The sequence below is a fragment of the Thermomonas sp. genome (assembly GCF_041905325.1).
In the GTDB taxonomy this organism is placed as follows: Bacteria; Pseudomonadota; Gammaproteobacteria; order Xanthomonadales; family Xanthomonadaceae; genus Thermomonas.
Genome location: NZ_JAYRLK010000011.1, coordinates 44,418 through 65,044, shown reverse-complemented (window position 1 = coordinate 65,044; position 20,627 = coordinate 44,418). Strand labels below are relative to the sequence as shown.

At 68.8% G+C, this 20,627-nt stretch carries 21 protein-coding genes and 1 pseudogene; all 22 read right to left on the bottom strand.

What is annotated here, in order from left to right; genetic code table 11:
• Nucleotides 1-280 (bottom strand): annotated as a pseudogene (locus ACE3OK_RS11160) (hypothetical protein); the annotation flags it as partial.
• Nucleotides 281-645: 365 nt separating this feature from the next.
• Complete coding sequence (locus ACE3OK_RS11155) at nucleotides 646-1,410, bottom strand: ParA family protein (RefSeq protein ID WP_374249615.1); 765 nt, start codon at nucleotides 1,408-1,410, stop codon at nucleotides 646-648.
• On the bottom strand, nucleotides 1,410-2,348 hold the full coding sequence (motD, locus tag ACE3OK_RS11150) for a flagellar motor protein MotD (protein WP_374249614.1): 939 nt from the start codon (nucleotides 2,346-2,348) through the stop codon (nucleotides 1,410-1,412). Before motD ends, ACE3OK_RS11155 begins: the two co-directional genes overlap by 1 nt.
• Nucleotides 2,349-2,358: 10 nt before the next feature.
• Nucleotides 2,359-3,099, bottom strand: a complete 741-nt coding sequence (locus ACE3OK_RS11145; RefSeq protein ID WP_374249613.1) for a flagellar motor protein — start codon at nucleotides 3,097-3,099, stop codon at nucleotides 2,359-2,361.
• 10 nt (nucleotides 3,100-3,109) lie between these two features.
• A complete protein-coding gene (locus ACE3OK_RS11140) occupies nucleotides 3,110-4,879 on the bottom strand; it encodes a chemotaxis protein CheA (RefSeq protein WP_374249612.1) in 1,770 nt (589 codons plus the stop codon).
• A 2-nt stretch (nucleotides 4,880-4,881) separates the two neighbouring features.
• Nucleotides 4,882-5,496, bottom strand: a complete 615-nt coding sequence (locus ACE3OK_RS11135) for a protein phosphatase CheZ (protein ID WP_374249611.1) — start codon at nucleotides 5,494-5,496, stop codon at nucleotides 4,882-4,884.
• Nucleotides 5,493-5,885: a chemotaxis response regulator CheY gene (gene cheY, locus ACE3OK_RS11130; RefSeq protein ID WP_374249610.1), complete on the bottom strand. Its 393-nt coding sequence runs from the start codon at nucleotides 5,883-5,885 to the stop codon at nucleotides 5,493-5,495. The genes ACE3OK_RS11135 and cheY overlap by 4 nt, the downstream gene beginning before the upstream one ends.
• Before the next feature lie 96 nt (nucleotides 5,886-5,981).
• Nucleotides 5,982-6,734: an RNA polymerase sigma factor FliA gene (locus ACE3OK_RS11125; protein WP_374249609.1), complete on the bottom strand. Its 753-nt coding sequence runs from the start codon at nucleotides 6,732-6,734 to the stop codon at nucleotides 5,982-5,984.
• Entirely contained in the window at nucleotides 6,731-7,591 is an 861-nt protein-coding gene (locus ACE3OK_RS11120; protein ID WP_374249608.1) for a P-loop NTPase, read from the bottom strand. Before ACE3OK_RS11120 ends, ACE3OK_RS11125 begins: the two co-directional genes overlap by 4 nt.
• Nucleotides 7,578-9,128, bottom strand: coding sequence for a flagellar biosynthesis protein FlhF (gene flhF / locus ACE3OK_RS11115; RefSeq protein ID WP_374249607.1), 1,551 nt, complete (start codon nucleotides 9,126-9,128; stop codon nucleotides 7,578-7,580). The genes ACE3OK_RS11120 and flhF overlap by 14 nt, the downstream gene beginning before the upstream one ends.
• A gap of 53 nt (nucleotides 9,129-9,181) precedes the next feature.
• Complete coding sequence (gene flhA, locus ACE3OK_RS11110; protein WP_374249620.1) at nucleotides 9,182-11,230, bottom strand: flagellar biosynthesis protein FlhA; 2,049 nt, start codon at nucleotides 11,228-11,230, stop codon at nucleotides 9,182-9,184.
• A 35-nt stretch (nucleotides 11,231-11,265) separates the two neighbouring features.
• On the bottom strand, nucleotides 11,266-12,408 hold the full coding sequence (gene flhB, locus ACE3OK_RS11105; protein WP_374249606.1) for a flagellar biosynthesis protein FlhB: 1,143 nt from the start codon (nucleotides 12,406-12,408) through the stop codon (nucleotides 11,266-11,268).
• 5 nt (nucleotides 12,409-12,413) lie between these two features.
• Entirely contained in the window at nucleotides 12,414-13,202 is a 789-nt protein-coding gene (fliR, locus tag ACE3OK_RS11100) for a flagellar biosynthetic protein FliR (RefSeq protein WP_374249605.1), read from the bottom strand.
• 12 nt (nucleotides 13,203-13,214) lie between these two features.
• Nucleotides 13,215-13,484, bottom strand: a complete 270-nt coding sequence (locus tag ACE3OK_RS11095) for a flagellar biosynthetic protein FliQ (protein WP_374249604.1) — start codon at nucleotides 13,482-13,484, stop codon at nucleotides 13,215-13,217.
• Between the two features lie 22 nt (nucleotides 13,485-13,506).
• Entirely contained in the window at nucleotides 13,507-14,328 is an 822-nt protein-coding gene (fliP, locus tag ACE3OK_RS11090; RefSeq protein ID WP_374249603.1) for a flagellar type III secretion system pore protein FliP, read from the bottom strand.
• Nucleotides 14,325-14,828 carry a flagellar biosynthetic protein FliO gene (fliO, locus tag ACE3OK_RS11085; RefSeq protein ID WP_374249602.1) on the bottom strand — a complete coding sequence of 168 codons (504 nt, stop codon included), beginning with the start codon at nucleotides 14,826-14,828 and terminating at the stop codon, nucleotides 14,325-14,327. The genes fliP and fliO overlap by 4 nt, the downstream gene beginning before the upstream one ends.
• A 6-nt stretch (nucleotides 14,829-14,834) precedes the next feature.
• A complete protein-coding gene (fliN, locus tag ACE3OK_RS11080; protein WP_374249601.1) occupies nucleotides 14,835-15,176 on the bottom strand; it encodes a flagellar motor switch protein FliN in 342 nt (113 codons plus the stop codon).
• The gene (gene fliM, locus ACE3OK_RS11075; RefSeq protein WP_374249600.1) at nucleotides 15,173-16,168 is read right to left on the bottom strand and encodes a flagellar motor switch protein FliM; all 996 of its coding nucleotides are present in this window, start codon (nucleotides 16,166-16,168) and stop codon (nucleotides 15,173-15,175) included. The genes fliN and fliM overlap by 4 nt, the downstream gene beginning before the upstream one ends.
• A gap of 12 nt (nucleotides 16,169-16,180) precedes the next feature.
• Nucleotides 16,181-16,591, bottom strand: a complete 411-nt coding sequence (gene fliL, locus ACE3OK_RS11070) for a flagellar basal body-associated protein FliL (protein ID WP_374249599.1) — start codon at nucleotides 16,589-16,591, stop codon at nucleotides 16,181-16,183.
• A 173-nt stretch (nucleotides 16,592-16,764) separates the two neighbouring features.
• Entirely contained in the window at nucleotides 16,765-18,783 is a 2,019-nt protein-coding gene (locus ACE3OK_RS11065; protein WP_374249598.1) for a flagellar hook-length control protein FliK, read from the bottom strand.
• Nucleotides 18,780-19,226: a flagellar export protein FliJ gene (gene fliJ / locus ACE3OK_RS11060; RefSeq protein ID WP_374249597.1), complete on the bottom strand. Its 447-nt coding sequence runs from the start codon at nucleotides 19,224-19,226 to the stop codon at nucleotides 18,780-18,782. Before fliJ ends, ACE3OK_RS11065 begins: the two co-directional genes overlap by 4 nt.
• On the bottom strand, nucleotides 19,223-20,596 hold the full coding sequence (locus tag ACE3OK_RS11055) for a FliI/YscN family ATPase (protein ID WP_374249596.1): 1,374 nt from the start codon (nucleotides 20,594-20,596) through the stop codon (nucleotides 19,223-19,225). The genes fliJ and ACE3OK_RS11055 overlap by 4 nt, the downstream gene beginning before the upstream one ends.
• Between the last annotated feature and the right edge of the window lie 31 nt (nucleotides 20,597-20,627).

Genomic DNA, 20,627 nt, shown 5'->3' with positions numbered 1-20,627 from the left:
GGGGGGGGGGGGGGTGGGGGGTGGGGCGTGGCAGTGGGGGGGGGAGCGGCGGCGGGGTGAGGGCGACAGGCGCGACGTCTTCGCTTGCGCCTGCCGGCGTTGGCAAGGCATCGGTGGCGGCACTGCCGGCCACCACGGCCGGCGCGAATTCGGCGTCGAATTCCGCCAGCAGGGCGGCGACCAGGCCCGGGTCGACGGCCGGCACCGGATCGGCGTCCGCTGCGGCAGGTGCATCGGCGGCCACGGTGTCGGGGTTGGCCGCGCCCGCAGTGTCCGGCATCGCGTGTCCGGAGGCTTCGGATGCCTCCACCGCAGCGGTTGCGTTGGCATCGAGCGGGGGCAGGGTGTCCTCCGCTGCCGGTTCCGCTGCCGGTTCCGCTGCCGGTTCCGCTGCCGGTTCCGCTGCCGGTTCCGCTGCCGGTTCCGCTGCCGGTTCCGCTGCCGGTTCCGCTGCCGGTTCCGCTGCCGGTTCCGCTGCCGGTTCCGCTGCCGGTTCCTGGGCCGGTTCCGGTGCCGGTTCCGGTGCATCCGGGATCGGAGCCGGGGGGGCGGGCGCAACCGGCGCCGGCCCCAGCAGGGCTGCGAGGTAATCGTCCACCGGCTGGCTTGGGTCATGAGGCGGCGGGGTGGCAGCGTGCGGGCACATCAGGCGGCCTCCTCTTCGCTGGGTGCGGTATCCAGCAGCCATTGCAGTGCGTGTTCGTAGGCGATCATGCCGCGCCCGTAGAGGTGCTCGCGCGAGGCCAGCGACATGGCATCGCGCAGGCGAGTGTCCACCGGAATGGGGAACGGGCAGACGCCCACGCCCGGATAGGTGTGCATGTGTTCCAGGGTTTGCTGGCCGGTACGGGTGCGGCGGTCGAACAAGGTGGGCAGGATCTGCCGCGCCAGCGGCCGCGAGCGCGAGCGTTCCACCATGGCGGCGGTGCGCAGCATGCCTTCCAGCCCGTGCAGGGCCAACGGGTCGGCCTGGGTGGGCACGATCAGGCGGTCGCAGGCGGCCAGCGCATTGACCAGCAACAGGCTGAGCGTGGGCGGGCAATCCAGCAGGGCGTAGTCGTACTGGTCGTCCGCATCCAGCAGGGCGCGGCGCAGGGCCAGCCCCAGTCCCGGCTGCGTGGCACTGCGGCGTTCCAGCGTGGCCATGGCCGGCTGCGCGGCGATCAGGTCGATATGCGGGTAGCCCGAATGGTGGGCGAGCTTGTCGATCGGTTCGCCATTGAAGAGTTCATGCGTGCCTTGCGGCGGCGGTTCCACGGGCACCCCGAAGGCGCGCGTGATCGAGCCGTGCGGGTCGAGATCGACCAGCAGCACGCGCCGGCCCTGGTCGGCCAGGCAGCGGGCCAGGCACAACGAGCTGGTGGTCTTGCCCACGCCGCCTTTCTGGTTGGCGATCGCCCAGGTCCGCATCAGTGTCCTCCGTTGTTCATGCCTGCCGCCGGCGACGTGGCGCCGGGCTGGGTGGCGCGTGCATCCAGCCCGGCCATCACACTGTCCACGCCTTCCGCCGCGGCCAGGATCACCAGTTCCACCCGTCGGTTGGTGCTGCGGCCGCTGTCAGTGGTGTTGTCGGCGATCGGCTGGTATTCGCCATAGCCCATTGCCGCCAATCGCGACGGCGCGATGCCCGTGGCGATCAGCTCGTATACCACGTTGGTGGCGCGGGCCGAGGAAAGATCCCAGTTGGAGCGGAATTGCGTCGTATGGATGGGCTGGTTGTCGGTATAGCCCTCCACCCGCACCGCGTTGGGGACGTCGCGCAGGACCACCGCCAGCTGCCGCACGGTATCCAGTGCCGCCGTGGTGGGCGTGGCCACGCCGCTGGGAAACAGCAGGTCGCTCTGGATTTCCACTTCCAGGAAGTTGTGGCCACGGCGCACGCGCACCAGGCCACTTTGCACCAGGCCCGACAACGCCTGTTCGATCTTGTCGCCCAGCGCGTGCAGTTGCTGCTGGCTGGCCTGCTCGCGCTGGCCGGCCTTGGCCGGGTCTTCGCCGCCTTGGCCGGCCTGCGTGTCGCGGTCGCGGCGATTGAGCGGCATCGGCACTTCCACCGGCGTGGCGCGGGCGGGGCCACGCCGGGCCCCGGTATCGATCACCGAAGGATGGTCGAAATCCCCGCCGCGCAATTGCACCTGGCCGGCCTGGATCGGCTTGATGGAGCGCGGCGCACCGCCGAACGCGGCCGACAGCGAGTCGGCCACCACCCGGTACTTGCCTTCGTTGAGCGAGGAAATCGCGTACATCACCACGAAAAACGCCAGCAGCAGGGTGATGAGGTCGCCATACGGGATTGCCCATGCCTCGTGGTTCAGGTGTTCCTCGTGCTGGTGGCGGCGTTTGCCCATGCGCGCGCCTTCAGTGCACGAAGCCGTTGAGGCGGGCTTCGATGTTGCGCGGGTTCTCGCCTTCGGCAATGGCCAGCAGGCCTTCGATCAGCATTTCGCGCTCCACTTCCTGGCGGTGGATCACGCCCTTGAGCTTGGACGCCATCGGCAGGAACAGCAGGTTGGCCGAGGCGATGCCGTAGATGGTGGCGGTGAAGGCGGCGGCGATGCCGTGGCCCAGCTTGCTGGGGTCGGCGAGGTTCTTCATCACCGCCATCAGGCCCAGTACCGCGCCGATGATGCCCAGCGTGGGCGCGTAGATGCCCATGCCCTCGAACACCTTGGCGGCGGCGATGTCGCGCTGGCTTTGTGCATGCGATTCGATTTCCAGCATCTGCCGCATGGTGTCCGGCTCCACGCCGTCCACCACCATTTGCAGGCCCTTGCGCAGGAACGGGTCGGCCTGCTTTTCCAGCAGCGGTTCCAATGCCAGCAAGCCTTGCTTGCGCGCCGTGGTGCTCCATTCGACCATCAACGCGATCACCGCCACGTGGTCTTGCGGCGGCGGCCGGAACACCCAGGCCACGATTTTCAGCGCCCGCTTGAACGAGTGCATCGGGGTTTGCAGCAGGATCGCGGCGATCGTGCCGAGGATGACGATGGTGAACGCGGCGGGGGACCACAGGCCGGAGATGCCGGCACCCTTGAGGATGCTGCCACCGATCAGGGCGACCAGCCCGAGGATCGCGCCGATGATGCTGAGGATATCCATATGTTCATCGCTATCGGCCGCGCGCGCTTGCGCTTGAGCTGCGCTGCGCGGATTCCAGCAGCGCGTCCACATCCATGATGAGTGCCATGCGACCATCGCCGATCAGGCTGGCGCCCGCATACCCGCGCAGGCCACGCAGGCTGCGCGGCAGTGCCTTGATGACCACTTCCTCGCGGCCCAGCACGCGATCCACCAGCAGGCAGAAACGTTGCTCCCCGGCTTGCAGCACCACCCCGCGGGTGGCTTCCGCGGCATCGCGCGGCATGCCCAGCCAGTTGCGCAGCGACAGCACCGCCAGCGGGCGCTCGCGCAGGTCGAGGATTTTCTGGCCGTCCATCCACAACACCTGCGTCTCGTCGTGCGCCACCACTTCCAGCACGCGCACCAGCGGCAGGGCATAGACGTCGTGGCCCAGTTCCACCAGCAGGGTGGGCAGGATGGCCAACGTCAGCGGCACGCGGATGATGAAGCGGGTGCCTTCGCCGGGCTCGGACTGGATTTGCACCTGCCCGGAGAGTTCGCGAATCTTCGATTGCACCACGTCCATGCCGACGCCGCGCCCGGACAGGTCCGAAACCTCGGCGCGGGTGGAGAAGCCCGGCAGGAAGATCAGCGCCAGGCATTCGTCGGCGGACAACCGGCTGGCGGATTCGGCATCGATCACGCCCTTGCGGATGGCGCTGCGACGAATCACGTCGGGGTCGATGCCGGCACCGTCGTCGCTGACTTCGATGGAGACGTGGTCGCCTTCCTGTTGCGCGGCCAGCCGCACGCGCCCCATCTCCGGCTTGCCGGCGACGCGGCGGGCATCGGGCATTTCGATGCCGTGGTCGATGGCGTTGCGCACCAGGTGCACCAACGGGTCGGCCAATGCTTCGACGAGGTTGCGATCCAGCTCGGTTTCCGCACCTTCCACCACCAGGTCGACCTGCTTCTTCAGTTGCCGGGCGACATCGCGCGCCAGCTTCGGGAAGCGGGTGAAAACGCGGCTGACCGGTTGCATGCGCGCCGACATCACCGCGCCTTGCAGGCGGGCGGTGACGGTGTCCAGCGCGGTCACCGCACGGTCGAGGTTTTCGTCGTGCATGCCCGGACGCAGGGTCTTCAGGCGGTTGCGCGCCAGCACCAATTCACCCACCAGGTTGACCAGTGCATCCAGCCGGCGCACGTCGACGCGCACGGTCAGCTCGGCTTCTGCCGGCGGTGCGGGCTTGTCGGCCTTTTCGGCTGCCGTGCCGGGCTTGGCGGCGGGCTTGGCGGCGGGCGGTGGTGCGGCGGGCACGGCCGGGTTCTCGCCTGGCATCACGCCGACGCCATGCAAGCTGTCCAGCAAGGCATCGAAATCCAGGTCGTCGAGGTTGTCCGGCAATTCGATCGGCACCGCCGGGGCGGCCGCCGGCGCGTCTTCGCCGCGCACTTGGCGCAGCAAGGCGGCGTCCACGGCGGCGAGCTCTTCGCCGCGGGTCAGTGCTTCCAGCATGTCCAGCAGCTGGTCCACCGCGCGCTGGGCACCGTCGAAGGCGGCCGCATCCAGTGCACGGGTGCCGCTGCGGGCGGCATCGATGCGGTCTTCGAACGCATGGCACAGCGTCACCATCGGCGGCAGGTCGAGGAAGCCGGCCCCGCCCTTGATGGTGTGAAAGCCGCGGAACACCGCATCGAGAACCGCGCGGTCGCCGGGATCCTGTTCCAGCGCCACCACCTGCTCGCCGAGGCGGTCGAGGATCTCGCGCGCTTCGACGAGGAAATCCGCGCGGGCGTCGTAGCCGTCCGACGCCATGGTCAGATCCCGAGCGCGGCCAGCAGATCGTTGGCCTCGTCCTGGGTGGCGGCGGGCGGGTCGACGCCGCTGACACTCGGTCCGTGGCCCTTGTCATCCGTGCTGTGCAATGCCTGGATGTCGCCCAGCCCGCTTTGCAGCGAACGGATCAACTGGATCACGCGCTGGATGATCTGGCCGGTCAGGTCCTGGAAGCTCTGCGCCTCCACCATGCCCGACAGGCGGGTGCGGATGGCGTCCACGGTGGCCTCGTGTTCGGGGCCGATGGTGCCCAGCAGGGTGCGGCATTCGTCGGCGAGGTCGAGGGTGCGCATGCTGGCCTCCTCGGTCATCTTCACCACGTGCTCCAGCCGGCTGCAGGCATCCGGCAGGCCGCCGGGCGGTTGCTGCGCGGTGGGAATGCGCACTTCGATGGCGCGCTCCAGGTCGTCCAGCTCGCGCGCCAGCTTGACCAGGCTTTCCACCACCGGTTGCCGGCGCCACTCCAGCAGCGAGTCGATGTGGTGCTGCCAGGCGTTGGCATCGCCTTGCTCCAGCGCGGCCATCGCGGCGTGCAGGCGTTCGACGACGGTGGCATCGTCACTGGGGATGGACGGCGGGCGGGAGGGCGTGCTCATGCGGTGGCTCCCATGCGTTCGAATATCTTGGACAGCTTGTCTTCCAGCGTGGCTGCGGTGAAAGGCTTGATGACGTAGCCGTTCACGCCGGCCTGTGCAGCCTCGATGATCTGCTCGCGCTTGGATTCGGCGGTGACCATCAGCACCGGGATCTTGGAGAACGCCGGGTTGGCGCGCACTGCCTTGAGCAGTTCGATGCCGGGCATGCCGGGCATGTTCCAGTCGGTGATGATCAGGTCGAAGTGACCTTTGCCCAGTTCGACCAGCGCCGTGGTGCCGTCGTCCGCTTCCGCCGTGTTGGTGAAACCCAGGTCGTTGAGCAGGTTCTTGACGATGCGGCGCATGGTCGAAAAGTCGTCAACGATGAGGATGCGGATGCCCTTGTCCATAGTGAGTCCTGTAGGTATGCGTCACGGGTATCGGCCGTGTCACGGAAAACTTGATGTGACCTGTTGCCGGTTTTGCATCCACCAAGGTGGCGGCATTCATTCGTCGTCGGCATCGACCTCGCTGCGCCAGTCGGTGAGCCGTGCGCGCAGGCGCAGCATGGCCTGGCCGTGGATCTGGCAGACCCGTGACTCGCTGACGTTGAGCACTGCGCCGATCTCGCGCAGGTTCATGTCCTGCTCGTAGTACAGCGAGAGCACCATTTTTTCGCGTTCGGGAAGATTGTCGATGGCTTCCCCCAGCGCCGTCCGGAAGGCGCCCTGCTCGAAGCGGCGCGCCGGGGTGATGTTTTCCTGCTGGCCCAGCCGTGGCTCGCCGTCGTGCTCTTCGGCGTATTCGTCGAGGCTGAGCAACTGGCCGCGGGCGGCGTCCTGCAGGACGGCGTGGTAGTCGTCCACGCTCATGCCCAGAGCCGCGGCAATTTCCTGTGCCGTGGCGGCCCGGCCTTCCCGCTGTTCGATGGCGCGGGTGGCGGCCACCACGTCGCGATAGCGGCGGTGCACCGAGCGTGGCACCCAGTCGCCGGCGCGGATGGCATCGATCATGGCGCCGCGGATGCGGATCGAGGCGTAGGTCTCGAAGGTGGCGCCCTGGTCGGACTGGAAATTTCGCGCCGCTTCAAGCAGGCCGATCATGCCGGCCTGGATCAGGTCGTCGATTTCCACGCTGGAGGGCAGGCGCGCGGCGAGATGGTGGGCGATGCGTCGAACCAGTTCGGAGTGTCGCCCGATGATGGCAGAGGCATCGCCGGTCTGCTGTGCACGGTATTGAGCGGCTCCGGTATTCATCATGCGCAGGCACTCCCTTGGGCGGCAATCAGACGTTCGGTAAAGAACTCCACGTGCCCGCGCGGCCCCTGCGGCGCCTGCCATTGGCCGACCTTGCGGGCGATGTCGCGGAAGGCCAGTGAGGCGGGGGCGGTGGGGAAGGCATCCACCACCGCTTCCTGCCGCTGCACGGCCAGCCGCAGCCATTCGTCGCGCGGGATCGCGCCAAGGTACGAGAGCGTCACGTCGAGAAAGCGCGAAGTCACCCGTTCCAACTTCTCGAACAGCGTACGCCCTTCGTTGGGGTTTGGCACCTGATTGGCCAGCACCTGGATCCGGGTGACGCCACGGTCGCGGCTGAGCACCTTGATCAAGGCGTAGGCGTCGGTGACCGAGGCGGGTTCGTCGCAGACCACCAGCACCACGTCCTGCGCGGCCTGGCAGAAGGTGAGCACGCTGTCGGAGATGCCGGCGGCGGTGTCCACCACCATCACGTCCAGCGGGATGTCCAGATGCGAGAAGGCATGCACCAGCCCGGCGTGCTGCTGTGGCAGCAGTTCGGTCATGTGGCGCTTGCCGGAGGCGGCCGGCACCACCAGCAGGCCGCGCGGGCCTTCGAGGATGGTGTCGCGCAGTTCGCAACGCCCGGCGAACACGTCGGCCAGGGTGAAGTGCGGCGACAGCCCCAGCATCACGTCGACGTTGGCCAGGCCCAGGTCGGTGTCCAGCAGCAGCGTGCGCTGCCCGGCGTGCAGCAGGGCCATGGCGAGGTTGATGGAGACGGTGGTCTTGCCAACGCCGCCCTTGCCGCCGGTGACGGCGATGACACGCGGCGCGGCGGGGATGTCTTTCGCGTTACGGGCGGGGTCAGGCGAATGCATGGTGGCCTTCGTCGTTGTGGGGGATGGCCGTGTTGCCACGGCGCGGGAGGTCGAGGAATGCCGCCAGGCGCGGGCCATCGGCCAGTTCAAGGTCGTCCGGCACGCCTTGGCCGGTGGTCATGTAGGCCAACGGCAGTTCGTGCTGGATCAGGACCGACAGCGCCGCCCCGAGGCAAACGCTTTCGTCCAGCTTGGTGAGTATTGCGCCTTCCGGCGCCGCCGGACGGTACCGACGCAGCAATTCCGCAAGATCGGCCGGGTGCGCATTGGCCGGCAGCACCAGCAGGCTGCGCATGTTGCTGGCGGCGCGCATCCACAGGATCTGGCGCAGCAGGGCGCGGTCGCGCAGGCCGTGGCCGGCGGTGTCGATCAGCACCAGCGGATAGTCGGCCAGCTGCGCCAGCACCCGTTCCAGGGCGTCGGGGCTGTCGGCGTCGCAGACGGTGATGCCCAGCCGACGGCCCAGCACATGCAGTTGTTCGCGGGCACCGGCGCGCTCGCCGTCGGTGCTGACCAGTGCCACGTCACGGGCGCGGTGGCGCGCGGCATACCGGGCGGCCAGTTTGGCAATGGTGGTGGTCTTGCCGGCGCCGGTGGGGCCCAGCAGGGCGATCACGCCGCCGGCTTCCAGGAGTTCGTCCTCGGCCACCGGCAACAGCGCGGCGAGTTCCGCGCGCAGGGGTGGCAGCACGGCATCGGCGGGCAGACCGGGGTCGATGCGGGCGGCAAGTTGCTGCGCCAGAGGGGCGTCGAGGCCGAACGCTTCCAGGGCATCCAGGGCGGCGGCGCGGGCGGGTGCGCCGCGCATGCGTTCCACCGCGAACTGGCCCAGCTCGCGTTCAATCACCTTGCGCATGGCGGAAAGTTCGGTGCGCAGGGCGGTGACGGCGGGATCGGTGGCCACCGCGCGCAGGGCCGGGGCCTCGTCGATGCGCGGGGTGGCGACGGGCGCGGGATGTGCGCCGATGTCGGCCAGCGGGGGTTCGCTGTCCATCGCCGGCACGGGGGGCGGCGCGGGCAGGGTGTCTTGCGGGTTGGCGCGGCGCAGGGCTTCGGCGAAGTCGACCGCCGGGATGTCGTCATCGTTGCGAAAGTCGGCCTGGCTGGTGGTGGCGGCCATCGGCACGGGGGCTGGCGCGGCAGCTGGCACGGCGGGCTTCGGGGCCTTGAGTACGGCCATCACCTGTTCCAGCCGGCTGGGCGTGCGTTCGCGCGGTACGGGGGCGACCGCGACCGCCGCCGCAGTGGCGGGCATGGCGGATTCGCCATCGATGCGGAACACGGCGCGGCCCTGCACGCGTTCACCGGCCACCGCCTTGGCGAGCAGGCTGCTGGCCTGCGCATCGGCGGCCTCGGTCGTGGCCATGTTGCGCAGGGCCTGGTGCACCAGTGCTTCGTCGTAATCGGTGGCGGCCACCACTTCAACGCCATCGGACGACGGGCGGTTCGACAGGATGACGGCATCCGGCCCTTGTTCTTCGCGCACCAGCCGCAGCGCGGTGCGCATGTCGGGGGCGGTGAAACGCTTGATTCTCATGGTCGTGATCCGGATGTGGAAGGAAAGCTGCCTGCGGACGCGGACCGATCACCTCAGCCAACCGCCCCCAGCAACCGCAACCGCTTGTCCTCCGGTACCTCGGCATATGCCAGGACCGCCAGTTGCGGCACGCTGTGGCGCACCAGCCGCGAAATCGCCGCGCGGATCCCGCCGGGAACCAGCAGGATCGCGGGCTCGCCGCGTTGCTCCTGCCGGGTCACGCACTCGCTGAGGTTCTGGTGCAACCGTTCAGCGAGCCCGGGTTCCATCGCGGCACCTTGTCCGCTGACAGAGTCCTGCAAGATGCGTTCCAATTGCGGGGCCAGGGTGAACACCGGCAGTTCAGGCGCCATGCCGTTGAGTTCCTGGACGATGAACGAGCCCAGCGCCACCCGTACCGCGGCCGTCAGTGCCGACGGGTCCTGGGTGTGGATGCCGTGCTCCAGCATGGCTTCAAGGATGCGCCGCACCTGCCGCAGCGGCACGTGCTCGGCCAGCAGCGATTGCAGCACCCGCACCACCACCGACATCGGCAGCAGTTTCGGCGTCAGGTCTTCGACGAGCTTGGGCGACGTCTTGCCGACGCTGTTCAGCAATTGCTGCACTTCGTCATGGCCCAGCAGTTCGGCGGCGCGCTCACGCACCAGGTGCGACAGATGGGTGGCGATGACGGTGCCGGCATCCACCACGGTATAGCCCAGCGATTCGGCATGGGCGCGCTGGCTGGGCAAGATCCACACGGCGTCCAGCCCGAACGCCGGGTCCTTGCCGGGAATGCCTTCCAGCGGCCCGAACACGCGCCCGGGGTCCAGCGCCAGCATGCGCTCCGGATGCAGTTCGCCGGTGGCCACCGGCACCCCGTGGACCAGGATGCGGTACTGGCTGGCGGCCAGCTCCAGGTTGTCGCGCACATGCACCGCCGGGATCAGGAAGCCGAGGTCCTGGGTCAGCTTGCGGCGCACGCCCTTGAGCCGGGTCAGCAATTCGCCGCCCTGGGTCTTGTCGACCAATGCGATCAGCTTGTAGCCCACTTCCAGCCCCAGCGGTTCGACCGGGGCGACTTCATCCCAGCTCAACTCCGCCAGCGGCGAGCCGCCGGCGGCGGCTTCGGCACCGGCCTCGGCGGCGGCCGTGCCTTCCTCCGGTTCCTTCATCCGCCACGCCGCATAACCCAGCACGCCGGCCAGCAGCAGGAACGGGACGTTGGGCATGCCCGGCACCAGCCCGATCATGCCCAGCAGGGACGCGGCCACGACCAGGGCGCGACGATGGCCGAACATCTGCGTACTGACGGCTTCGCCCATTTCCTGTTCGCGGGTGGCACGCGTCACCAGCATGGCCACCGCGGTGGACACCAGCAGCGCCGGCAGCTGCGCCACCAGACCGTCGCCGATGGCCAGCAGGGTGTAGGTCTGCATCGCCTCGCCGAAGCCCAACCCGTGTTGCAGGATACCGATCAGCACGCCGCCGACCATGTTGATGGCCAGGATCAGCAGGCCGGCCACGGCATCGCCGCGGACGAACTTGCTGGCACCGTCCATCGAGCCGTAGAAATCGGCTTCGTTGCGCACTTCCTCGCGGCGCAGCTTGGCTTCCTCGCGTGACAGCAGGCCGGCGTTGAGGTCGGCGTCGATCGCCATCTGCTTGCCGGGCAGGGCGTCGAGGATGAAGCGCGCCGACACTTCCGAGATGCGCCCGGAGCCCTTGGTCACCACCACGAAGTTGACGATGGTGAGGATGGCGAACACCACGATGCCCACCGCATAGCTGCCGCCGACCACGAAGTTGCCGAACGATTCGATGACGTGGCCAGCCGCCGCGCCGCCCTGGTGGCCATGCAGCAACACCACGCGGGTGGAGGCCACGTTCAGCGACAACCGCAGCAGCGTCACCATCAACAGCACGCTGGGGAAGATGGAGAACTCCAGCGGCCGGCGCACGTACACCACGCCCAGCAGCACCATCAGCGACAGCGCGATGTTGACGGTGAACAGGATGTCCAGCAGGAACGGCGGCAGCGGCACCACCACCATCGACAGCATCGCCAGCACCACCACCGGCGCGGCGGCCCCGGAGCGCAGCGCGCGGGTGAGCGACGCCATCGCGCCGCCTTGCGGGGTATTGCCGGGCAGGGTGCTCATCGCGGCGTCTTCCCGTCATCGAAGGCCGGGTCCACGGCAATCGAGGCCAAGCTGGGCATCGGCCCGTGCGAAGGGTGCCAGCGGCGCAGTTGGAACACGTAGGAGAGCACCTGGGCGACGGCGGCGTAGAGCTGCACGGGGATTTCCTGGTCGAGCTTGGCATGCCGATACAAGGCGCGTGCCAATGGCGGCGCTTCCACCATGCTGACCTTGTGGGCCTTGGCCAGTTCGCGGATGCGCAGGGCGATTTCGTCCACGCCGGTGGCCACCACCTTCGGTGCGCGCATCTTGCCGGCCTCGTATTTCAGCGCCACCGCGTAGTGGGTGGGGTTGACCACCACCACGTCGGCGGTGGGCACCGCTTCCATCATCTGCTGCTGCGCGGCACGCAGGGCCAATTGGCGGATCTTGCTCTTGACCTGCGGGTTGCCTTCGTTCTCCTTGAACTCGTCGCGCACTTCCTGCCGGGTCATCTTCAGTTTTTCGTGGTGCGACCAGCGCTGGTAGGGCACGTCCACCGCCGCCAGCAGCGCCATCGAGCCCACCATCCAGGCCAGCGCGTGCAGCATGAAGCCCAGTCCGTCGGCGATGGCCCGCTCGATCGGTGCCTGCTGCAACTGCGGCATCGACAGCATCGCGCGGTGCAGCACCCAATACCCCACCGCCCCCACCAGCAGCACCCGCAGCAACGCCCGCAGCAGTTCCACCCGACCTTCGCGGTTGTACATCCGGGCCAGGCCTTTCAGCGGGTTCATGCGGCCGAAATTGGGCTCCAGCGCTTCAGTGCTGAAATGCAGGCCACTCATCACCAGCGGGGAGATGAAGCAGGCCGCCAGGGCAATCGCCACCAGCGGCAGCGTGGACAATGCCAGCTTGCCCAGTTGTACTGCGGCATGCGGCAGCAGCCTGTCCTGCTGGTCGAGCAAGGCGGGATCGAAGACCAGGGCGTCGCGCATCCAGTCCAGCGCGGCGGTGGACACGCCCGGCCCCAGGACCAGCAAGCCGATGACCGAAGCACCCATCACCGCCACATTGGCCAACTCGCGCGAACGCGGGACGTCGCCACGGTCCCGGGCCTGTTTCAGGCGTTTGCCGGTAGGGGATTCGGTGCGGTCTTCGCGGTCGGCGGTTTCACTCATCAGTCTCAGCCCGTGACGGCGCGGGCGGCCTCGAAAGCCTGCCCAAACAACGCCTGCACAGGCCCTAGCAAGTCACGTGCCAGAACCACCAGCAGCGCCAGCCCCGCCAGCAGCGCCACCGGCATGCCGATCTGGATCGGGTTGAACTGCGGTGCCGCGCGCGAGAGCACGCCCATCACCATGTTGACCGCCAGCATCGCCACCGTGACCGGCAGCGACAACGTCACCGCCGCCTTCAGCACCAGCGGGAAAAACGCCGGCACCACCCCGAGGAACGCCTGCAGATCCGCCAGTGGCTGGCCGATGGGCTGCGCACGGTAGCTTTCCACCAGCAGCTGGAACATGGCCAGGTGCGCGTTCAGGGTGAAAAACACCAGCCCGAAGATCAGGTAGAACCAGATCGACAGCACCGGAGATGAGGTCTGGTTGGCGGGGTCGGTCATGGTGGCGAACGACAGCGCCATGCCTTGCGAGGCGAACTGGCCGGCCAGCGCGCCGGCTTCGAAGGCGAGCTTGAACACCAGCCCGATGCTCACCCCGATGGCGAATTCGCGCACCACGTTCAGCACGGTGGCGGCATCCACCGCCGCAGGCGGCGGTGGCGGCAGCACCCCGGACAAGGCGGCCGACAAGGCCAGCACGAACACCATCCGCACCCGTCGCGGCACGCCGCGGGCACCGATCATCGGCATGACCTGGATGGCGGCGCCGATGCGGATTGAGTGCCACAGCACCATCGACAACAGGGCAAACAGGTTCAGTCCGTCCGCCGTGGTGAGGGTGACGGTGTCCATGGCGTGCCGGCGTCAGCCGATCAGGTGCGGGATCTGGTGGAACAGTTCGGTGGTGAACGACACCAGCCGGCCCAGCAGGTAGTTGCCGGTCAGCGACAGCGCGGCCACCAGCGCCCCCACCTTGCAGACGAAGGCCACGGTGGGCTCGTTGATCGAGGTGGCGGCCTGCAGGATGCCCACCACCACGCCGGTGGCCAGCACCGCCAGCAGCAGCGGCGCACCCAGCAGCATGGCCAGGTACAGGCCCTGGGAGATTTGCGACAGCGCGACTTCGGGGGTCATGGCGGGGCTCCGCAGTGTAGGGCTAAATGGGATTGAAGCTGGCCGCGAGCGAGCCGACCACCAGCACCCAGCCATCCACCAGCACGAACAGCAGGATCTTGAACGGTGCGGAGATCAGCATCGGCGACAGCATCATCATGCCCATCGACATCAGCACGCTGGCCACCACCAGGTCGATGATCACGAACGGGATGTAGATCAGGAACGCGATTTCGAACGCGGTCTTCAGCTCGCTGGTCAGGAAGGAGGCGGCCAGCACCCCGAACGGCACGTCCTGCGGGCTGGCATAGGGGCCGCTGCCGGCCATGCCGGCGAAAGTCATCAGATCCGATTCGCGCACCTGCGCCAGCATGAAGCTGCGGAACGGGGTGGAGGCCGCTTCCCACGCCGTGCGGAAATCGATCTGGTGGTCCAGGTAGGGGGCGATGCCCGCCGCCCAGGCCTGGTTCAACACCGGCTGCATCACCATGACGGTCAGGAACAGTGCCAGCGCCAGCAGGATCTGGTTGGAAGGGGTTTGCCCGGTCCCCAGCGCCTGCCGCAGCAGGCTGAGCACGATGATGATGCGGGTGAACGCGGTGACGCCCAGCAGCAATGCCGGCAGCAGGGTGATGCTGGTCATCAGCAACAGCACCTGCATCGGCATGCTCACCGGCTCCTTGCCGATCTGGCCCACGTTCACCGCCGGCAGGTTCGGCAGCGGCGTGGCGTTGGCAGGCGGTGCCAGCGGCGTGGTGGCGGGGCTGGCGGCGGGTGCGGCAGCCTGCGCGAACGCCGGCGTGGCACAGGCCAGCAGGCACACGGCCAGCAGGACCAGCAGGATCGAATGCAGGCGCGTGCTCATGCCTTCCTCCCCAACTGGCGTGCCAGCACTTGCGCGAACGGCAGCGGGGCCGGCGGCTCGGCGGCCGGCAGCGGCGCATCCAGCCGGTGCAGCAGGCGGGTGCCCGAGGTGCCGCTGCCCAGCAACAACTGGGCGCCCCCCACGTCCACCACCAGCAGGCGTTCGCGCGCACCCAGCGCCAGCGAGGCGACCACTTTCAAATTGTTGCCGCGCTGTCCGGCCACGCCCGGCATGCGCCGTGCCAACCAGGCCAATGCGAAGATCAGGCCGATCACCAGCGTCAGGGCGAACAGGGTGCCGCCAATCGACCCGGCGGCGCTGGGCGAGGCAGGATGCACCGGTTGCGCCGTCCAGGCCTGCGCATGGGTGGGACGTACGGGAGCCGGCAGGCCGACCACGGCCGGCGGGGCTGCCGGCGTGGCCAGCGGCACGGCGGGCGCACTGGCAACCGGCGCATTCGCGGGGGCGGGGGTGGGGGCGGGGGCGGGGGCGGTTTGCATCGGTCCTCAGCGCAGGCGCTTGATGCGTTCGGCCGGGCTGACCACGTCGGTCAGGCGCACACCGAAGCGGTCGTTCACCACCACCACCTCGCCCTGCGCGATCAGGGTGCCGTTGACGAACACGTCCAGCGGCTCGCCGGCACCGCGTTCCAGTTCCACCACCGAGCCCTGGTTCAATTGCAGCAGGTTGCGGATGGGGATGCGCGTGCGCCCCACTTCCAGCGACAACGTCACCGGGACGTCGAGGATCACTTCCAGATTGAGATCATTCCCGCCGGTGGTCGCCTCGGCGGTCAACGCGTCGAATGCGGCGCGTGAGGCATCGGTATCGCTGCTGGTGGTGTTCATGGCGTGGATACGGGGTCCTGATGGGTGCGGGGGGAATTGATGGCGGTGATCTTCACGGCATTACGCCCGTTGTGGATGCCGAACTCGCCGGTGAACAGGGGCAGGTGCTCCACCTGCATCGGCACCGTCGGCCGCAGCTCCAGGGGGATGACATCGCCCACCTTGAGCCGGCTGAGTTCGCGCAGGCTGATCTGGCGCGTGGCCAGCGTGCTGCTCAATTCGATGTCGGCATCCAGCAATTGGGTGCGCATCGCGCGGATCCAGTTTTCGTCCTTCTCGATGCGGTCGCTCTGCACGCCGGCATCCAGCTGCTCGCGGATCGGCTCCAGCATCGACCACGGTAGCGCCAGGTGCAGTTCGCCGCCGCCGCCTTCCAGGTCGACGTGGAAGCGGCACACCACGATGTATTCGCGCGGGCTGATGATGTTGGCGAAGTGCGGATTGACCTCGGAGTTCATGTATTCGAACTCCACGTGCATCACCGGTGCCCAGGCTTCGGCGAAATCGGCGAAGGTCTGCTTCAGCAGCAGCTGGATCACCCGCATCTCGGTGGGGGTGAACTCGCGACCCTCGATGCGGGTGTGGTACTTGCCGTTGCCGCCGAAGAAATTGTCGACCACGGTGAATACCAGGCGCGGCTCGAACATCACGATGCCGGTGCCCCGCAGCGGCTTCATCTTCACCAGGTTGAGGTTGGTGGGCACGTGCAGCGAATGCATGTATTCGCCGAAGCGGATCATGTCGATGCCGCGCACCGACAGGTCGGCCGAGCGCCGCAGCAGGTTGAACAGGCCGATGCGCCAGGTGCGGGCGAAGCGTTCGTTGATCATCTCCAGGGTCGGCAGGCGGCCACGGATGATGCGTTCCTGGGTGGCGAAATCGTACTGGCGCACCTCGCCGGGCGCCGGTGGCGGTTCGGTATCGACCGCGCCGGAGTCCACGCCGTGGAGGAGGGCATCGATCTCGTCCTGGCTGAGCAGGTCGGTACTCATCGCGGCGTCCCGTTACTGGATCACGACGCTGGTGAACAGCAGCGCATCCACCTTGTTGGCGGCGTGTTGCGCCTTCAGTACCGCCCGCACCTCCGCAAGTGCCTGTGCTTGCAGGCGTTCCTTGCCGGTACGGCCGGTGAGCTGTTGCGATGTTTGCTGCCCGAACAGCAGCAGCAGGCGGTTGCGGATGATCGGGGTGTGCAGGCCGATTGCGGCTACGGTGTCGGGATCGCGCGTCTGCAGCTGCACATCGGCTTGCAGGTAGCGGACACCATCGGTATCCGCCAGATTGACGATGAAGGCGGGCTCCAGCGCGATGTATTGGGCTGGCGGCAGCACCTTGGGCTCGGCGTGGCTGGGGCGCAGCAGGAAGAACGCCGCCGCGCCCCCCCCCCCAGCAGCACGATAATCAGGATCAGCCACAACAGCTTGCGCGATTTCCGGGCCGGCGGGGCGACGGCTACGGCGGCCGGTGCGGCGGATTGGGCGGGTTTGGCGGGGGCTGCAGCCACGTGGCACTCCATCCTGGATCAGGTCTTGCCCCTGTCATGCAAACCATGTGCCAAAGCTGAATGGCGCGCGTTGCCGTGGCCGGATCAGGCGTAGACGTCGAGCAACCGATGGGGGTGACGGAAATCCGGCGGCAACGGGCTGGGGGCTTGGCCTGGCAACACCAGGATGCCCGCCTCGTCATGGCCGGCCGGCTGGGTGGGATGCGTGTGTCCCTGCGGCTGGCCCTGGCCCTGGCCGCGGCCTTGGCCCACCCCCGCATGCGCCAGTTGCAGGCCATGCTGATCCAGCATGTCGCGCAGGCGCGGCAGGCTGGCTTCCAGGGTCTGTCGCACGTCGGCGCGGGCGCTGTGGAATTCGGCGCGCACCTGCGTGCCATCCACTTGCAGGCGGATGTCGATCGTGCCCATGTGCTCCGGGCTGACCCGGATCGTGGCCTGGGTGATGCGCTGGCCGGCCAGCATCGACACATGGTTGGCAAAGCGATCGTCGTAGCCGGCGGACGGGTCGGCCGGTTGTGCCAACACGGGGGCTGCCGTCACTGCGGCCTGCATCACGGGCGTCGCCGGCAACAAGCCGTGGGTCAGCGGGACGGCGGGCGGTGGCGGGGTGCCGGTGGCCAGCAATGCATGCGGAGGAGGTTCACTCGCAGACGGGCCGGCATGCGGCGCTGCCGTCACGCCCAACGCCTCGCTGATGGCAGCGACCGTGCTGGCGAATTCGTTGCCCGGGGTGGCGGCGGCATTGCCGCGCGTCCCCGCATCGGCGGCAAACGCCAGTGCCGTGGCGAACAGTGGCGGCGCCGTGTCGGCGGTCACTGGCGAGGGGGTGGGTGCGGCAGGGCCGGGAGGCCATGCCGCCACCGACAGCGGCATAGGCGTGGGCAAGCCGATGGCAGGTGCCGAGGGCGGGGCGGTTGCCGGCACCGGGGTGGGCGTCAGCGTCACCGCCGGCACGGGTACCGCTGTCGCCATCGGCGCGCCCCCCGGCATCACCGGGGCCGGAAGCGGAGTGATCGCGGGGTGGGCGGGCGTGGCGCGCATGACCGGCGTACCGGTGCCTCTCGATGCGGTGGCCCCGGAGGTGATGGCGGTCGTGGAATCCAGCGGGGTGGCCCATTCGGCCAGCCGGTTGTCGGTGTGTGCCGGTGGCAGCGGCGAAGCCGGTGGATCGGCATTGCGCAGTCCGTCCGCCATCGCCGGCATGCCGGCAAAGGCCACCGTCACCATGCTTGCCGTGCCGGCTGCCGGCATGCGTTCGGCCGGGATGTCGACGGTGGAAACGGGCGGGGGCGCGGGTGTGCCGATGCCGGCGTTGGCGGGCAACCCAACGGTGGGCACGGCCGGCTGAGTGGGCAGGTGGGGCAGCGCGGCCGCAGGCTGCGCGACAAACGCCGAGGGCACCAACCGGGCCGGTGCAGGTGCAACCGGACGCTGGTTGTCCCGTGCATCGAAGACAGCGGGGGCGGCATTCGCCGGGCCGATTGCATCGGCATCGATGTCCGGCACGGCAGGGCTGCCTGCCGGGAAGCCGAAGGCAGTGGTTGTCGTTTCCGGTGCAGTCGTGACGGGTGCAGTTGCGACAGGGGCGGTCGTGGCAGGGGCGGGCGTGGCAGGGGCGGGCGTGGCAGGGGCGGCGATGGCAGGGACAACACCCTGCATGGGTGCGGCTGCGGCCGGCACCGCCGGTTGCGGGGATGCCGCTGCACCGGTGGAAGTCACGCCGCCCGCCGTGGTGGTGACCACCGGTGCCGCCGCGGGCTGCGGGGTAACGGCCACCGGGATGGGCGTAGGCGACAAGGACGGTGGCAGATGAGCCAGCGCGGGCAGCAACGGGGCATCGGCCGTGGCCGCTTCGGACGGTGGGAGGCGCGTGCCGGCAGGGCGGAATTTGGTCGTACCCGGGGTTGCCGGCTGGCCGGGTTCGCCACTGGTGGACGCGGCCAGATCCAAGCCCAGCAGCAGATCGAAGCTCGCCGCATCGGCAGGTGCGGTGCCGGGCTCGGCGTCACCTTGGGGGGCGGCCTGGGCGGCCGCCTGGGGGGCGACTGCCGACACGCCGGGCAGACCGGCGGGGCGCGGCAGGGCGGCGGACTGGCCCATCATGATTCACCTTCTTCCCGGGCGGCACGTGCACGCCGACCGCCCAGGTCATCCAGTTCGCGTTGCTCGCGCTGGCCCGCCACGCGGGTTTCTTCGCTGCGGTAGGCCGCCGCCAGTTGCTCCAGCACCTTGTTGTCGCGGCTGGCCAGCATCAGGCGGGCGCGCTCCACATCACAGGCTTGGCGGCTGGTATCCACCGCCCGCGACTGTTGCTGCAAGGCCACGTCGAGCTTGGCGCGGAAGGCCAGGTGGTTGGCCAGCATCGCCGGCGCCAGCGTGCTGCCGGCCGGCGCCGGGGTATAGGTGTCGGCATATTGCTGCAGCAGGTCGAGGCGTTGCTGCTGCTCGGTCAGCGCCTTGTCGCGTTCGGCCAGTTGCTTGGCCACGCTGTCCTGGCGTTGCTGGGTGACGCGCAGCAGGGGATCAAGGCGTTGCGAACGGGTCATGCGGCCTCCATCTGGCCATCCAGCAAGCGGGCCAAGGCCTCACGGCTGGCGGCCACGTCGGATGATTCGGTGACATCCTGCCCGAGGAACTGCAGGATCTGCGGCCACAAGGCCAATGCGTCGTCCACCAGCGGGTCGTTGCCGCGCTGGTAGGCGCCGATGGCGATGAGGTCGCGTTGTGCGTTGTAGGCGGACATCAGCTGCTTGAGGCGACGGATGCGGGCGCGCCAGGCCGGGTCGGTGATGTCCTGCATCACGCGGCTGACCGAGACTTCCACGTCGATCGCCGGGTACAGGCCGGCGTCGGCAATCCGTCGGGTCAGCACGATGTGGCCGTCGAGGATGGCGCGGGCGGCATCGGCGATGGGTTCCTGCTGGTCGTCGCCTTCGGTCAGCACGGTGTAGAACGCGGTGATCGAGCCGCGCCCGTCGGCACCGTTGCCGGCACGCTCCACCAGGGCCGGCATGCGCGCGAACACCGACGGCGGGTAGCCACGGGTAGTGGGCGGCTCGCCCACCGACAGGCCGATTTCACGCTGGGCATGGGCAAAGCGGGTCAGGGAGTCCATGAGCAGGAGCACATGCAAGCCCTGGTCCCGGAACCATTCGGCGATCGCGGTGGCGCGCAGTGCGCCATGCAGGCGGGCCAGCGGCGGTCGGTCGGCAGGGGCGGCCACTACCACCGCGCGGCGCAGGCCTTCCGGCCCCAGCGTGCTTTCCACGAAATCGCGCACTTCACGGCCGCGTTCGCCGATCAGGCCGACGACAATCACGTCGGCCGCGGTGTAGCGGGTCATCATGCCGAGCAGTGTCGATTTGCCGACGCCGGAGCCGGCGAACAGGCCTACGCGCTGGCCGCGGCCGATCGGCAGCAATGCGTTGATCGCGCGCACGCCCACGTCCAGTGACCGGGTGATGGGTTCACGCATCAGCGGGTTGATCTGGATGCCGGTGAGGCCGGTGTAATCCTCCACCCGCGGCACCGGGCGGCCATCCAGCGGAATGCCGTCGCTGTCGATCACGCGGCCCAGCAGGCCTTCGCCCACCGCCACTTCGCCGCGCCGTGGCCGGGTCAACACGCGGGCATTGGGCAGCAGACCGGACAGGTCGGAGGTGGGCATCAGGAAGGTGCGGTCACCGGCGAACCCCACCACTTCGGCGTCCACCCAGCGCCCGTCAGCGCTTTCCACGCTGCAGCGCGCACCCAGCGGGGCACTGCAACCGGTGGCCTCCAGGGTCAGCCCCACCGCGCGGCGCAGGATGCCCTCGCGCACCATGCCCATGGCCTCCGGGCGTGGTTCCACCGCACGCAGGCGTGAAGCCAGCCGCAGGCTGCGGGCAGCATCCCATTGCGCGGCGGCGACACTCATGCGCGTGCTCCCGACGGGTGAGGTGCGGAAT

Excerpts from the sequence above, each read along its gene's own strand:
- ACE3OK_RS11135 (WP_374249611.1), bottom strand. The coding sequence starts at position 5,496 with ATGAGCACGCCCTCCCGCCCGCCGTCCATCCCCAGTGACGATGCCACC.
- motD (WP_374249614.1), bottom strand. The coding sequence starts at position 2,348 with ATGGGCAAACGCCGCCACCAGCACGAGGAACACCTGAACCACGAGGCA.
- fliJ (WP_374249597.1), bottom strand. The coding sequence starts at position 19,226 with ATGACCCGTTCGCAACGCCTTGATCCCCTGCTGCGCGTCACCCAGCAA.
- ACE3OK_RS11145 (WP_374249613.1), bottom strand. The coding sequence starts at position 3,099 with ATGGATATCCTCAGCATCATCGGCGCGATCCTCGGGCTGGTCGCCCTG.
- ACE3OK_RS11120 (WP_374249608.1), bottom strand. The coding sequence starts at position 7,591 with ATGCATTCGCCTGACCCCGCCCGTAACGCGAAAGACATCCCCGCCGCG.
- flhA (WP_374249620.1), bottom strand. The coding sequence starts at position 11,230 with ATGGCGTCGCTCACCCGCGCGCTGCGCTCCGGGGCCGCCGCGCCGGTG.
- fliP (WP_374249603.1), bottom strand. The coding sequence starts at position 14,328 with ATGAGCACGCGCCTGCATTCGATCCTGCTGGTCCTGCTGGCCGTGTGC.
- fliR (WP_374249605.1), bottom strand. The coding sequence starts at position 13,202 with ATGGACACCGTCACCCTCACCACGGCGGACGGACTGAACCTGTTTGCC.
- fliN (WP_374249601.1), bottom strand. The coding sequence starts at position 15,176 with ATGAACACCACCAGCAGCGATACCGATGCCTCACGCGCCGCATTCGAC.
- ACE3OK_RS11095 (WP_374249604.1), bottom strand. The coding sequence starts at position 13,484 with ATGACCCCCGAAGTCGCGCTGTCGCAAATCTCCCAGGGCCTGTACCTG.
- fliO (WP_374249602.1), bottom strand. The coding sequence starts at position 14,828 with ATGCAAACCGCCCCCGCCCCCGCCCCCACCCCCGCCCCCGCGAATGCG.
- ACE3OK_RS11055 (WP_374249596.1), bottom strand. The coding sequence starts at position 20,596 with ATGAGTGTCGCCGCCGCGCAATGGGATGCTGCCCGCAGCCTGCGGCTG.
- ACE3OK_RS11065 (WP_374249598.1), bottom strand. The coding sequence starts at position 18,783 with ATGATGGGCCAGTCCGCCGCCCTGCCGCGCCCCGCCGGTCTGCCCGGC.
- flhB (WP_374249606.1), bottom strand. The coding sequence starts at position 12,408 with ATGAGTGAAACCGCCGACCGCGAAGACCGCACCGAATCCCCTACCGGC.
- fliM (WP_374249600.1), bottom strand. The coding sequence starts at position 16,168 with ATGAGTACCGACCTGCTCAGCCAGGACGAGATCGATGCCCTCCTCCAC.
- ACE3OK_RS11155 (WP_374249615.1), bottom strand. The coding sequence starts at position 1,410 with ATGCGGACCTGGGCGATCGCCAACCAGAAAGGCGGCGTGGGCAAGACC.
- flhF (WP_374249607.1), bottom strand. The coding sequence starts at position 9,128 with ATGAGAATCAAGCGTTTCACCGCCCCCGACATGCGCACCGCGCTGCGG.
- cheY (WP_374249610.1), bottom strand. The coding sequence starts at position 5,885 with ATGGACAAGGGCATCCGCATCCTCATCGTTGACGACTTTTCGACCATG.
- ACE3OK_RS11140 (WP_374249612.1), bottom strand. The coding sequence starts at position 4,879 with ATGGCGTCGGACGGCTACGACGCCCGCGCGGATTTCCTCGTCGAAGCG.
- ACE3OK_RS11125 (WP_374249609.1), bottom strand. The coding sequence starts at position 6,734 with ATGATGAATACCGGAGCCGCTCAATACCGTGCACAGCAGACCGGCGAT.